Annotated in this window: 8 protein-coding genes; 5 read left to right on the top strand and 3 right to left on the bottom strand. The window is 71.7% G+C overall.

Going from position 1 to position 13,190, the window contains the following annotated elements:
• Nucleotides 1–11 precede the first annotated feature (11 nt).
• Complete coding sequence (locus E6R60_RS25915) at nucleotides 12–677, bottom strand: DUF1707 domain-containing protein (RefSeq protein ID WP_136329068.1); 666 nt, start codon at nucleotides 675–677, stop codon at nucleotides 12–14.
• A gap of 183 nt (nucleotides 678–860) precedes the next feature.
• Here E6R60_RS25915 and E6R60_RS25910 point away from each other — a divergent pair, with 183 nt between their 5' ends.
• Entirely contained in the window at nucleotides 861–2,537 is a 1,677-nt protein-coding gene (locus E6R60_RS25910; RefSeq protein ID WP_136329067.1) for a fumarate hydratase, read from the top strand.
• Between the two features lie 785 nt (nucleotides 2,538–3,322).
• Nucleotides 3,323–4,624, top strand: coding sequence for a M18 family aminopeptidase (locus E6R60_RS25900; protein WP_136329066.1), 1,302 nt, complete (start codon nucleotides 3,323–3,325; stop codon nucleotides 4,622–4,624).
• Between the two features lie 48 nt (nucleotides 4,625–4,672).
• On the opposite strand, the gene E6R60_RS25895 is transcribed toward E6R60_RS25900, so the two are convergent.
• Complete coding sequence (locus E6R60_RS25895) at nucleotides 4,673–6,205, bottom strand: ricin-type beta-trefoil lectin domain protein (protein WP_136329065.1); 1,533 nt, start codon at nucleotides 6,203–6,205, stop codon at nucleotides 4,673–4,675.
• Between the two features lie 107 nt (nucleotides 6,206–6,312).
• On the opposite strand from E6R60_RS25895, the gene E6R60_RS25890 reads away from it, so the two are divergent.
• From E6R60_RS25890 to E6R60_RS25880, 3 genes are all read left to right on the top strand, one after another.
• Entirely contained in the window at nucleotides 6,313–7,713 is a 1,401-nt protein-coding gene (locus tag E6R60_RS25890) for a class II fumarate hydratase (RefSeq protein ID WP_136329064.1), read from the top strand.
• Nucleotides 7,714–7,757: 44 nt separating this feature from the next.
• Nucleotides 7,758–8,477 carry a DUF402 domain-containing protein gene (locus E6R60_RS25885; RefSeq protein ID WP_136329063.1) on the top strand — a complete coding sequence of 240 codons (720 nt, stop codon included), beginning with the start codon at nucleotides 7,758–7,760 and terminating at the stop codon, nucleotides 8,475–8,477.
• Nucleotides 8,478–8,872: 395 nt separating this feature from the next.
• A complete protein-coding gene (locus E6R60_RS25880; protein ID WP_136329062.1) occupies nucleotides 8,873–10,786 on the top strand; it encodes a SpoIIE family protein phosphatase in 1,914 nt (637 codons plus the stop codon).
• A gap of 93 nt (nucleotides 10,787–10,879) precedes the next feature.
• On the opposite strand, the gene E6R60_RS25875 is transcribed toward E6R60_RS25880, so the two are convergent.
• Complete coding sequence (locus E6R60_RS25875) at nucleotides 10,880–13,180, bottom strand: transglycosylase domain-containing protein (RefSeq protein WP_136329061.1); 2,301 nt, start codon at nucleotides 13,178–13,180, stop codon at nucleotides 10,880–10,882.
• Between the last annotated feature and the right edge of the window lie 10 nt (nucleotides 13,181–13,190).

Below are 13,190 nucleotides of genomic sequence, written 5' to 3'. Positions count from 1 at the left end.
TCGCGGCCCCGTCAGTGTCCGAGGTGCTTACGCAGCCGGTCCTGGAGATCCGCGATGAACTTGCCGCGTTTGGGCTTCGCCTCGACGCTGCCGAACACCGAGTACCCGTTGACGGCCACCACGGGCGCCTCGGGATCCACCGACTCCAGCGTGGTGACCTCGAAGCTGCCGAAGATTCCCGTCCCGCTGCCGCGCAGCGAGATGTTCTCGGGAACGCGGATGTCCACGCTCCCGAAGACGGAGGTCGCGTTGATCACGGTCAGCCGCTGCCCGAACAGCGCCTCGGTCAGATCGATTTCCACGCTGCCGAACAGCGAGAACGCGTTCATGCGCCCGCCGGCCCGCCAGCGCCCCTTGCGGGTGGCGCTGCTGAAGATCGCGACCAGGTTGTCGGCGGGGCCCGTCGGCGCGTCGGGGGTGCGGTCGTACGCGGCGCCGACGGCCCTGGGCGTGCCGCCCGGCGCCGGCAGGTCCCGTACCAGCGGTTCGAGTTCCCCGACGGTCTTGGCGCGGTAGACGGAATCGACGCGCTCGGCGTGCTCGTCGGCGGTCAGCCGCCCCTCGGCCATCGCCTCCCGCAGGATGTCCGCGATCCGGTCCCGGTCCGCGTCGGACGCCCGGATGACGTCGGGTCCGGCTTGCGCGGCGGGCTGCTGGGGGTGCTTTTCGAGGTCCACCGGCCCAGCGTACCCAAACGCGATAGATCGCGACTAGGGGCTGACGGGGATCGCGGGCGGCGGCGGACGGGGAAGCGGGCCGGATCCGGTGAGCCCTACCTCACAGACCCGCCGCCCCCACGGGGTCCTACCCTGGTGGGTGCGCTGCCCAAGGGAGGTCAGCCGCTGTCTGCCGAGTGAGGAATGGCCGTAATGCCAGAGTTTGCGTACTCCGATCTGCTCCCCCTGGGAGAGGACACCACGCCGTACCGCCTGGTCACCGCCGAGGGTGTGTCCACCTTCGAGGCCGACGGACGTACGTTCCTCAAGGTCGAGCCGGAGGCGCTGCGCACCCTGGCCGCCGAGGCCATGCACGACATCTCGCACTATCTGCGGCCCGCGCACCTGGCGCAGCTGCGGCGGATCGTGGACGACCCCGAGGCGTCGTCCAACGACAAGTTCGTCGCGCTCGACCTGCTGAAGAACGCGAACATCGCCGCGGCGGGCGTGCTGCCCATGTGCCAGGACACCGGCACCGCGATCGTCATGGGCAAGCGCGGACAGAACGTGCTGACGGCGGGCGGTGACGAGGAGGCGCTGTCGCACGGCATCTTCGACGCGTACACCAAGCTCAACCTGCGGTACTCGCAGATGGCCCCGCTGAACATGTGGGACGAGAAGAACACCGGCTCGAACCTCCCGGCGCAGATCGAGCTGTACGCGACCGACGGCGGCGCGTACAAGTTCCTCTTCATGGCCAAGGGCGGCGGCTCGGCCAACAAGTCGTTCCTCTTCCAGGAGACCAAGGCGGTCCTCAACGAGGCCTCCATGATGAAGTTCCTGGAGGAGAAGATCCGTTCGCTGGGTACGGCGGCCTGCCCGCCGTACCACCTGGCGATCGTCGTCGGCGGCACGTCGGCCGAGTTCGCCCTGAAGACCGCGAAGTACGCCTCCGCGCACTACCTGGACGAGCTGCCCGCCGAGGGCTCGCCGACCGGTCACGGCTTCCGCGACAAGGAGCTGGAGGAGAAGGTCTTCGAGCTCACGCAGAAGATCGGCATCGGGGCGCAGTTCGGCGGCAAGTACTTCTGCCACGACGTGCGCGTGGTCCGTCTCCCCCGGCACGGCGCCTCGCTGCCCGTCGCCATCGCCGTGTCCTGTTCGGCCGACCGCCAGGCGACCGCGAAGATCACCGCCGAGGGCGTCTTCCTGGAACAGCTGGAGAAGGACCCCGCGCGCTTCCTGCCCGACACGACGGACGAGCACCTCGACGAGGCGGGCGACGTCGTGAAGATCGACCTCAACCGGCCGATGGACGAGATCCTCGCCGAGCTGACGAAGTACCCGGTCAAGACCCGGCTCTCGCTGACCGGCCCGCTGGTCGTGGCGCGCGACATCGCGCACGCCAAGATCAAGGAGCGGCTGGACGCGGGCGAGGAGATGCCGCAGTACCTGAAGGACCACCCGGTGTACTACGCGGGACCGGCGAAGACGCCCGAGGGGTACGCGTCCGGTTCCTTCGGTCCGACCACGGCCGGCCGGATGGACAGTTACGTCGCGCAGTTCCAGGCGGCGGGCGGCTCCAAGGTGATGCTGGCGAAGGGCAACCGCTCCCGGCAGGTCACCGACGCGTGCGACGCGCACGGCGGCTTCTACCTCGGTTCGATCGGCGGCCCGGCGGCCCGCCTCGCGCAGGACTGCATCAAGAAGGTCGAGGTCGTCGAGTACGAGGAGCTCGGCATGGAGGCGGTCTGGAAGATCGAGGTCGAGGACTTCCCGGCGTTCGTCGTCGTGGACGACAAGGGCAACGACTTCTTCACCGAGCCCGCCCCCGCCCCGACGTTCACCAGCATTCCGGTGCGCGGCCCCGGCCTGGGCTGACGGACCGGCGTAACCACGAGGGGCGTTCCGGCTGCGGCCGGGGCGCCCCTCCGTCGTTCGATGACCGGGTCCGGCGTTCGACGTCCCCCCGGCCGGCGTTCGACGCCCCCCGGGGCCGGCGGGCGGGACCACCGGAGCGAACGGAGCGAACGGGGCCACCGGGGGGACCGGAAACACCGGAACCACCGCTCAGCGACCGGGGCGGTCAGGCGGTCAGCGCCCCGGACGGCCAACCGTTCAGCGACCGGGACGGTCAGCCGGTCAGCGACCGGGGCGGCGGCATCCGCGCCGGCGGTGCCGTGACGGCCCGCCCGGAGCGCCCGCGTACGACGAGATCCAGCCAATCTCGCGCGATGCGGACCGGTGGCCCCCGCTCGCGCCCGCGGCGGCATCGCGCCCCGGGAGCGGGGCCCGCACCCGGGACCGATCGCCCCGGACTTGCGGTCGGGACCCCGCACCGCCGCCCGGGACGGCTCCACACCCCCCGCCCGAGCCGCGGCCGCACCGCCGCTTTCGCGCAGGGGGACGTCCGCGCGGCTTGCGGGACACCGGGCCGATGCGGTGAGTTGTCCGGAATCCCGGCGGACCACACCCCACCCCGCGCCGCGCCCCCGGAGCACCCGCCTCCCGGCCCGGACGCCGGCACCACGAACCCCCGCCGCCCGACCCGCTCCCGACACCCCGCCCCACCCGCGGCTCCCCACCGCCCGTCACCACGACACCCCGCCGCCCGACCCGCACGCCAGACCACCCTCACCGTCCCACTCCGAAAAGGCGGACACCGCATGACGCCGGTCCCTCACCGCAGCCACGCCGACGACCTGCTCTCCTTCATCAGGGCCAGCCCCTCCCCGTACCACGCCGTGGCGAGCGCGGCCCAGCGCCTGGAGAAGGCCGGCTTCCGCGAGCTGCGCGGCACCGAGGACTGGACGGGCACCACGGGCGGCAGTTTCGTCCTCCGCGGCGGCGCCCTGATCGCCTGGTACGCCCCCGAGGGCACGCCCTGCCACACACCGTTCCGGATCATCGGCACCCACACCGACTCGCCCAACCTGCGCATCAAGCCCACCCCCGACACCGGCGCCGCCGGCTGGCGGCAGCTCGCGGTGGAGATCTACGGCGGGGTCCCGCTCAACACCTGGCTGGACCGCGATCTGGGGATCTCGGGGCGGCTGGCCCTGCGCGGCCCCGGCGGCCGCACGGACTCACGGCTCGTCCAGATCGACGAACCGCTGCTGCGCGTGCCCCAGCTGGCGATCCACCTGGACCGTTCCGTCAACGACGGCCTGGCGCTGGACCGGCAGCAGCACCTCGCGCCGGTCTGGTCGCTCGGCGACGCCGAGGAGGGAGCGCTGCTGCGCAGGGTCGCGGCGGCGGCGGAGGCCGAACCGGACGAGGTCCTCGGCTGGGACCTGATGCTCCATGACATCCAGCCCCCCGGATATCTGGGCGCGGAACGGGAGTTCGTGGTCTCCTCCCGGCTGGACAACCTCGTGTCGGTGCACGCGGGTGTCACGGCCCTGACCGGCGCGGCGACGGCGGCCGGGGAGCCCTCGTACATCCCGGTCCTGGCGGCCTTCGACCACGAGGAGGTCGGCAGCGGTTCCGACACGGGTGCGCAGAGCCCGCTGCTGGAGCGCGTGCTGAGCCGTTCGGTGGCCGCCCGCGGCGGATCCCCGGAGGACTGGTCGCGGGCGCTGGCCGGGGCCTTCTGCGTCTCGGCCGACATGGCCCACGCCGTCCACCCCAACTACGCGGAGCGCCACGATCCCGGCCACCGCCCGCTGCCCAACAGCGGTCCCACGGTCAAGGTCAACGTCAATCAGCGGTACGCCACCGACTCGACCGGGATCGCGGTGTTCGCGTCCGCCTGCGAGCGGGCCGGGGCGCCGTGGCAGCCGTTCGTCTCCAACAACGCGATGCCGTGCGGCACCTCGATCGGGCCGCTCACCGCGGCCCGGCTGGGTGTGCAGACCGTCGACGTGGGCGTGCCCGGTCTTTCGATGCACTCGGCGCGCGAGCTGTGCGGGGCGGACGACCCGGGGTACCTGGCGGCGATCCTGGGCGCGTTCGTCACGTCGGACTGACGGCGGCGGCACGGGGAGGGGCGGGCGCCCCTCCCCGTACCGGCCGGGTCACGCGAAGCGCTGCTGCGCGCTCCCGTCGCAGGGCTGCAGCCTCAGCGGGTCGTGGGCCCCCGCCAGGGTGGCGCACAGTCCGGTCGAGGCGGCCGGGCGCAGGGTGCCCGTCTGCCGGACGAACTGCTGGTTCGCCGCACCCGAGCAGTTGTAGAGGATGAGGGCCGCGCCCGCCTTGTAGTTCGCGCCCGGGACGTCCAGGCAGCGGTCGTGGCTCAGCTCCGTGCGCAGGGTCTTCGTGCCGGAGTCGTACCACCATCCCTGGTTGCGTCCGCCGTGGCACTCCCAGCCGGTGACACCGGTGTTGTTGCGGGTGACCGACGCCGGGGCGTCCAGGCAGCTGCCCGTCGCCTCCCCGCGCAGGGGCTTGTAGACGTCGTCCCAGGCGGCTGCCTGCAGGACGGGCTTTCCGGTGCTCGCCGGGTCGGCGCAGCTCGCCTCGCGCAGGCCGGAGTTGTAGATCTGGGTGAGGCAGGAGGCGAAGGCGCCGTGGCCGGCGGCGTTCGGGTGGAAGGACTGCCGGACGGAGTTGGAGTCCGGCGGGAAGTGCGAGAGGTCGATGAACAGGCCGCGCGCCCAGGCGGACTCGCTGCACACCTCGTGTCCGTGGAAGAGCCGGGAGTTGTCGAGGTAGACCGCTCCGGTGTCGGCGGCCACCTTGCGCATGCCGCGCTCGAAGGCGGGCACGGCGGCGTTACGGCCCCAGGCGGCGTCGGAGTCGTATCCGGCGCAGCCGCCGGGAAGCTTGCCGGGGAAGTTCGGGTTGTCGTAGAAGTCCGGGCCGATGGGGCTCGGGTAGCCCATGACGACGAGCTTGTAGTCGCCGTCGGCGTAACCGGCGCCGGTCATGACCGTCCGCAGGTCGCGCACGGTCTTCTCGACCTTGGGCACGAGTCCGTCGACGCGGGCCTGCCAGCCGCCCTCGTACTTCGACTGGCACGCGCCCTGGAGGAGGACCCAGCGCTCGACGCAGTCCGTCATGACCGGACCGAACTGGAGGTCGTCGTTGGCACCCGCCACCAGCACGACCATCTTGATGCGGGTGTTGCGCGCCTTGATGGCGAGGCTGTCGCTCTGCACGAGTTCGTCGGCGTACTGCTTCGAGCCGCCGATGACGATGTTTCCGGTGTACGCCCCCGAGCAGGAGACGTTGTACGTGACGTCGGCCGGGATGCCGGTGCGGTGGATGGCCGAGTCGGGCGAGCGGTGGCACCAGTTGTCGGGCCCGTTGGTGCCCGCCTCGTACGTGCCGACGCCCTCTCCCGAGATCTCGCTGTCGCCGAGGGAGATGAGCCCGGTCTTGCGCTCGGCGAGCGGCCGCTCGGCCGGGTCGCCGTACAGCCGGGTGGCCTCGGCGGCGCGCAGGGCCTCCAGTTCGGGCGGCAGCGGGGTGGATGCGGTACTGGTGGTACCGGGCCGGGCCGGGGCGGCCCCTGCCGGACCGGCGGCGACGGTCATGCCGCCGAGTGCCGCCGCCATGGCGGCGGCGGCCGCGACCGTACATCGGAGTCGGTGTCCGGTACGCCTCATTGCGCCTCCCGAGGTTGTGGTTACCCCCGGTATTTACTGGTCGGTAGGCAACTTGGGAATACATGGAACAAGACAAGTGCTCATCTTTTTCAGGAGGTTGAACGACCATGGACGACGAAACAGGCGCGAAGTACCGCATCGAGCACGACTCGATGGGTGAGATCCGGGTGCCCGCCGACGCCAAGTGGCGGGCCCAGACCCAACGGGCCGTGGAGAACTTCCCGGTCTCCGGGCAGCGTCTGGAACGGGCCCACATCGCCGCCCTGGCCCGCATCAAGGCGGCGGCGGCCAAGGTGAACGCCGAGCTGGGGGTCCTCGACCCCGGGATCGCCGAGGCGATTCAGGAGGCCGCGGCGGAGGTCGCCGAGGGACGCTGGGACGCACACTTCCCGGTCGACGTGTTCCAGACGGGGTCCGGCACCTCCTCGAACATGAACACCAACGAGGTCCTGGCCACGCTCGCCACCGAACGGCTCGGCCGCCCGGTCCACCCCAACGACCACGTCAACGCCTCGCAGTCCTCCAACGACGTCTTCCCCTCCTCCGTGCACATCGCCGCGACCGGCTCGGTCACCGGCGAGCTGATCCCTGCCCTGGACCACCTGGCGGCGGCGCTGGAGCGCAAGTCCGACGAGTTCGCGGACGTGGTGAAGTCGGGACGCACCCATCTGATGGACGCCACCCCCGTCACCCTCGGCCAGGAGTTCGGCGGGTACGCGGCACAGATCCGCTACGGCGTCGAACGGCTGCGCGCCTCGCTCCCCCGCCTCGCCGAACTACCGCTCGGCGGGACGGCCGTCGGCACCGGCATCAACACCCCGCCCGGCTTCTCCGCCGCTGTCATCGCCGAGGTCGCCCGCGTCACGGGGCTGCCGCTCACCGAGGCCCGCAACCACTTCGAGGCGCAGGGCGCGCGGGACGGCCTCGTCGAGACCTCCGGCCAGCTCCGCACGATCGCGGTCTCCCTCACGAAGATCTCCAACGATCTGCGCTGGATGGCCTCCGGCCCGCGCACCGGACTGGCCGAGATCAGCCTCCCCGACCTCCAGCCGGGCTCCTCGATCATGCCGGGCAAGGTGAATCCGGTCATTCCCGAGGCCGTCCTGATGGTCGCCGCGCAGGTGACGGGGAACGACACGACGGTGGCCGTCGCGGGCGCCGCGGGCAACTTCGAGCTGAACGTGATGCTGCCCGTCATCGCGAAGAACCTGCTGGAGTCGGTCAGGCTGCTGGCCAACGTCTCGCGGCTGCTCGCCGACCGCACGGTCGACGGGATCACCGCGAACGTCGAGCGGGCCAGGGAGTACGCGGAGTCTTCCCCGTCCGTCGTCACCCCGCTGAACAAGTACATCGGCTACGAGGAGGCCGCGAAGGTCGCCAAGAAGTCCCTGGCCGAACGGCGGACGATCCGCGAGGTGGTGCTGGAGTCCGGTTACGTCGAGCGCGGCGACCTCACCGTGGAGCAGCTCGACGAGGCGCTGGACGTGCTGCGTATGACCCGCCCGTGACGTGCGTCGCTGTGCCGGCGCGGGTTCGTCACTAAGATCCCTCCATGACAGGTACCGGAGAGACCGAGCGCTGGGCGCCGGGTGATCAGATCCTGTGGCGTTACCGCGGCAACGGACCGCGCCGGCCCGGCGCCGGGCCCGGCCGGGCCCCGAACCCGGTGCACATCTGCCGCCCCGTCACCGTCGTCCAGGACACCGACGAGCTGCTCGCCGTCTGGGTCGCCCCCGGTACCGAGTGCGTGAAGCCGGTACTGGCGGACGGCACGGAGGTGCACGCCGAACCGCTCGCCACCCGGTACACGGCCCCGCGCACCACCGCCCGCTCGCCCTGGCTGGGCAACGGGGTGCTGAAGCTGGCCCGGCCGGGCGAGCCGTGGTCCGTGTGGCTGTTCTGGGAGCACGGCTGGCAGTTCCGCAGCTGGTACGTGAACCTGGAGGAACCCCGCACCCGCTGGGCCGGCGGAATCGACTCCGTGGACCACTTCCTCGACATCTCGGTCTACCCGGACCACAGCTGGCTCTGGCGCGACGAGGACGAGTTCGCCCAGGCCCAGCGGGTCGGCCTGATGTCCCCGGCCACCGCCCGGCAGGTGCTCGCGGCGGGCCGGGCGGCCGTCGGGGTGATCCGTGAATGGGGCGCGCCGTTCCGGGACGGCTGGGAGAACTGGCGGCCCGATCCGCACTGGCGGGTGCCCGCGCTGCCCGCCGACTGGGACCGGTTGCCGGATGACTGGGACCGGACCCCCTCCCCCGTGTCGTCGTGAGACCCTTGATGCACCCCAGGGGGGCAAACATAGGATCGTCCCGAGGAGACCGGCCCCGGCCCAACCGACGGGCGCGGCACACGGCCTGACCGCACGTCATCGAGTCATCGCACACGCTGCCCACTGCATGAACCGCATCAGTCGTATGAGTCGTATGAGTCGCACGAGTTGCCTGCATCGCATGAGCCACGACGAGGGGGTGGAGACGTGCTCGCCGTCCGCCGCCCCGACCCCGGAAACGTTGTCACCGAAGCCCGGTGCCGACGTCCGGTTTCGGCCCCGTGTTCCGGGGCACGAGAGGTCAGCCGTTGTGATTGCCGCTCTCGCCGGGGCACAGTAGCGCCCCACGAGGTGATTGCCTCATACAACCGGCCCGGACGGACGGAACCCCACGCGTGACGGAGCACCCCACCTCACACGAAGGCCGGCAGCCTCTCGCCGCCCGGTCGCAGGAACGCACCCGGCCGAGGCAGCGCGACGCCGCGGCGGCGGCCCCTGCCACCGCTGCGATCCCGGCCCCGGCCATGGGCCCCGACCCGGCCGCGGCCGGGTCGGGCCCGCCGGCCGGCCCCGACCCGCAGGCCGTGGCCCGTCGCGAGGGCGACCGGCTGCGCTTCGTGGGGGCCGCGACCCGGCGGATCGCCCGCGGGATAGACCTGGACGAGATCGTGCTGGGGCTGTGCCGGGCCAGTGTGCCGACGTTCTCCGACGCCATACTCGTCTACCTCCGCGATCCGCTGCCGGTCGGTGACGAGCGTCCCGTCAACCCGTTCGTGCTGCGGCTGCGCCGCTCCGACCGGCTGCGGCTGAGCGACGAGGACACCGAGAACCTGTCGGAGAGCGAGCGGCTGCGGCTGCCCGCCGTCGACCCGCAGGCCGATCCGACGCCCGCCGCCGAACTCTGCGAGGTCCTGGCGGGAGGCGCGCTGGCCGAGGTGCTGCGCGGGGTCCGGCCGGTGTTCGGCGACTCCGCCGCGGCCCGGGTCGCGCTGCCCGAACTGCTCGGCGCGGACCGCACCGTACCCTCCGGCCACCGGGCGATCCTGGCCCCGCTGCGCGGCCGGCGCCGGGTGATCGGCGCGGCGGTGTTCCTGCGCGGCACCGAGCGCCCGCCGTTCGAGGCCAACGACCTGCTGGTCGCGGCCCAGCTGGCGACGCACACCGCGCTCGGCATCGACAAGGCCGTGCTCTACGGCCGCGAGGCGTACATCGCCGACGAGCTCCAGCGCACCATGCTGCCCGACTCGCTCCCCCAGCCCACCGGCGTCCGGCTCGCCTCCCGCTACCTCCCCGCCGCGGAGACGGCCCGGGTCGGCGGCGACTGGTACGACGCGATCCCGCTGCCCGGCAGCCGGGTCGCGCTGGTCGTCGGCGACGTCATGGGCCACTCCATGACCTCCGCGGCGATCATGGGCCAGCTGCGCACCACCGCCCAGACCCTGGCCGGGCTGGACCTGCCGCCGCAGGAGGTCCTGCACCACCTCGACGAGCAGGCCCAGCGGCTCGGCAGCGACCGGATGGCGACCTGCCTGTACGCGGTGTACGACCCCGTCGCGCACCGCATCACCATCGCCAACGCCGGCCACCCGCCGCCCGTCCTGCTCCACCTCGGCGGCCGGGCCGAGGTGCTGAAGGTGCCGCCGGGGGCCCCGATCGGCGTCGGCGGAGTGGACTTCGAGGCCGTGGAGCTGGACGCGCCCGCGGGCGCCACCCTGCTCCTCTACACCGACGGACTGGTCGAGTCGCGGCTGCGGGACGTGTGGACGGGCATCGAGCAGCTGCGCGAGCGGCTCGCCGCCACGGCACGGCTGACCGGCCCGGACCACTCGCCGCCGCTGGAAGCGCTCTGCGACGACGTGCTGGACATGCTCGGTCCGGGCGACCGGGACGACGACATCGCGCTGCTCGCCGCCCGCTTCGACGGGATCGCGCCGAGCGATGTGGCGTACTGGTTCCTGGAACCGGAGGACTCCGCCCCGGGCCGGGCCCGCAGGCTGGCCCGCCGGGCGCTCAGCCGGTGGGGGCTCGACGACATCGCGGACTCGGTGGAGCTCCTGGTCAGCGAGGTGGTGACCAATGCCGTGCGGTATGCGGAGCGGCCGGTGACCCTGCGGCTGCTGCGGACCGACATCCTGCGCTGCGAGGTCGGCGACGACGCCCCGCAGCTGCCCCGGCAGCGCCGGGCGCGGGACATGGACGAGGGCGGCCGCGGCCTGTTCCTGGTGAACCGGCTGGCCCGGCGGTGGGGCGCGACGCGTCTGTCGACCGGCAAGGTGGTCTGGTTCGAGATGCCCACCCGGGGGCAGTGACCGGCCCCGCTCCTCGGAAGACGGGAACGGGCGGTGTGCGGGGGGCCTCCCCCCGCACACCGCCCGTTCCGGCGACGTGACGGTGACGCCGCGTCAGCGCGTCACGGCGTCCTCGTTGTCCGGGCGGTTGTTGCCGCCGGGATCCAGCGGGAGCTCGGCGGAGTCCGTCGGGCCCGGCTCGGTCGACGGGTCGGTCGGCGGCTTGGTCGTCGGGTCCCCGGTCGGGCTGGCGGGCGGTGTGGTCTCCGGCGGCGCGGTCGTCGTGGGCGGCTCGGTCGTGGGCGCCTTGGTCGTCGGCTCGTCGGAGGGCGAGGCCTCTTCGGAGGGGGACGTGGTGGTGCTCGGCGAGCTGGTGTCCGGGGGCGGGGTGACCGCGGCGCCCATGTCGGTGTCGAGCACGAACTCGCTCGGTTCGCCCATGGCCTTCGCGGTGAAGTCCGCCCAGATCTCGGCCGGGAAGCCGCCGCCGTTGACGCGGCCACCGCCGCCGGCGCCCTCCAGGGTCACCTGCGCGCCCTTCCGGACCTTCTTGCCGTCGTCGTCGGTGCGGGGGTAGGCGGCTTCACCGAACAGGCCCACCGACGTGACTAGGTCGGGGGTGTAGCCGCTGAACCAGGCCGACTTGTTGTCGTCCGACGTACCGGTCTTGCCCGCGATCTGCTGGTCGGCCAGGCCTTCGGCGTTACGCACCGAGCGATGGGCCGTACCGTCGTCGACCACACCGGTCAGCACGGAGGTCACGGAGTCCGCGGCCTGGCGGCTGATCACCTGGTCGCCGATCGCGGCGGGCATCCGCACCGGGTCGTCGCTCTGGTGCACGGCCGACTTGACGATCTGCGGGGTGACCTTCTTGCCGTGGTTGTCGAGCGTGGCGTAGATGCCGGCCATCGCCATCGGGCTCGCGCCCATGGAGCCGAGCGTCTGCGCGGGCACGGCCTCCAGGCCCTCCACGTTCATGCCGAGCTTGCCGGCGGTCTGCATCACCTTGTCCATGCCGACGTCCACGCCCATCTGCGCGAAGACGGAGTTGATGGACTTGTTCATCGCGGTCTGGACGGTGACCGAGCCGTAGTTCTGGCCGTCCTCGTTCTCCGGCGCGAAGGCGATGTCACTGCCCTCGACGGGCCGCTTGCTGGTGCCGTCGTAGCGGGTGTTCGCGGTGATCTCCTGGCCTTCCTGCGTCACCGACTCCTGGTCGAGGGCGGCGGCGAGGATGACCGGCTTGAAGGTGGAGGCGGGCTGGTAGTCGGCGCGGGTGGCGTTCGACGTCCAGTGCTCGTTCTGGCCGCGGCCTCCGTACAGCGCGAGCACCGCACCGGTCTTCGGGTCCACCGAGACGGCGCCGGCCTGGATGTCCTGGTCGAGCTTGCGCTTCTTGGTGTCCAGGTGGTCGATCAGCTTCGTCTCGACCGACTTCTCCAGCTGCTGCTGCTTCTTCTTGTCGATGTTGACGGTGATCGTCCAGCCGCCGAGGTCGAACTGCTGGCTGCTGAGGCCCGTCTCCTCCAGCACCGCCTTGCGGGCCGCTTCGACGATGTACCCCTTCTGTCCCGCGACGCCGTTCAGCGGCTTGGGGTCCTGCGGGACCGGGAACTTCAGGCCCTGGCGCTTGCCGGCGTCCAGCCACTTCTCCTCGACCATGTTGTTCAGCACGTAGTTCCAGCGCTCCTGGACGAGCGCCTTCCCCTTCGGGCCGGCGATGGCCCAGTCGTACTGGCTGGGCGCCTGGAGCAGGGCGGCGAGGTAGGCGCCCTGGGCCACGTTCAGCTCCTTGGCGTCCTTGCCGTAGTACGCCTGTGCCGCGGCCTGGATGCCGTAGGCGCCCCGGCCGTAGTAGCTGGTGTTGATGTACCCGGCGAGGATCTCGCTCTTCTTCTTCTTCTGGTCCACCTTCAGGGAGATGACCAGCTCTTTGAGCTTGCGGGTGACCGTCTGGTCCTGGTCGAGGTAGTAGTTCTTGACGTACTGCTGGGTGATGGTCGAGCCACCCTGCTTGCCCTTGCCGGAGAGCGTGTTCAGCAGGCCGCGCGCGGTGCCTTTGAAGTCGACGCCCTTGTCCTGGTAGAAGGACTTGTTCTCCGCGGCGACGAAGGTCATCTGGACCTCCTTCGGCACCTGCGCGAGGTCCACGATCTCCCGGTTGACCTCACCGGTCCTCGCCAGCAGGGTCCCGTCGGAGTACTTGTAGATGTTGCTCTGCAGCTTGGCCTGGGCATTGCCCTCGGGCACGTCCACGAGCATGTAGAGCACGGCGAAGCCGCCCATGCCCAGCAGGCAGACGGTGAAGACCGCGCCCAGCAGTTTCCGCCAGGTGAAGAGTCCGCGTATGCCGCCGCTCTTCTCGGCCCGCCGCGACCCGCGCCGCTGAGCTCGTCGCGCATCCGCTCGACCCATTGCTGTGTTG

It is taken from the genome of Streptomyces sp. A0642, from assembly GCF_004795105.1.
Classification (GTDB): domain Bacteria; phylum Actinomycetota; class Actinomycetes; order Streptomycetales; family Streptomycetaceae; genus Streptomyces.
Note: the sequence above shows the minus strand (reverse complement) of the source record. Positions and strands in the feature narration are given on the sequence as shown.

What these genes read in the sequence shown, in the direction of transcription:
- E6R60_RS25910 (WP_136329067.1), top strand. Translation starts at nt 861, where the DNA reads ATGGCCGTAATGCCAGAGTTTGCGTACTCCGATCTGCTCCCCCTGGGA.
- E6R60_RS25900 (WP_136329066.1), top strand. Translation starts at nt 3,323, where the DNA reads ATGACGCCGGTCCCTCACCGCAGCCACGCCGACGACCTGCTCTCCTTC.
- E6R60_RS25890 (WP_136329064.1), top strand. Translation starts at nt 6,313, where the DNA reads ATGGACGACGAAACAGGCGCGAAGTACCGCATCGAGCACGACTCGATG.
- E6R60_RS25895 (WP_136329065.1), bottom strand. Translation starts at nt 6,205, where the DNA reads ATGAGGCGTACCGGACACCGACTCCGATGTACGGTCGCGGCCGCCGCC.
- E6R60_RS25885 (WP_136329063.1), top strand. Translation starts at nt 7,758, where the DNA reads ATGACAGGTACCGGAGAGACCGAGCGCTGGGCGCCGGGTGATCAGATC.
- E6R60_RS25875 (WP_136329061.1), bottom strand. Translation starts at nt 13,180, where the DNA reads ATGGGTCGAGCGGATGCGCGACGAGCTCAGCGGCGCGGGTCGCGGCGG.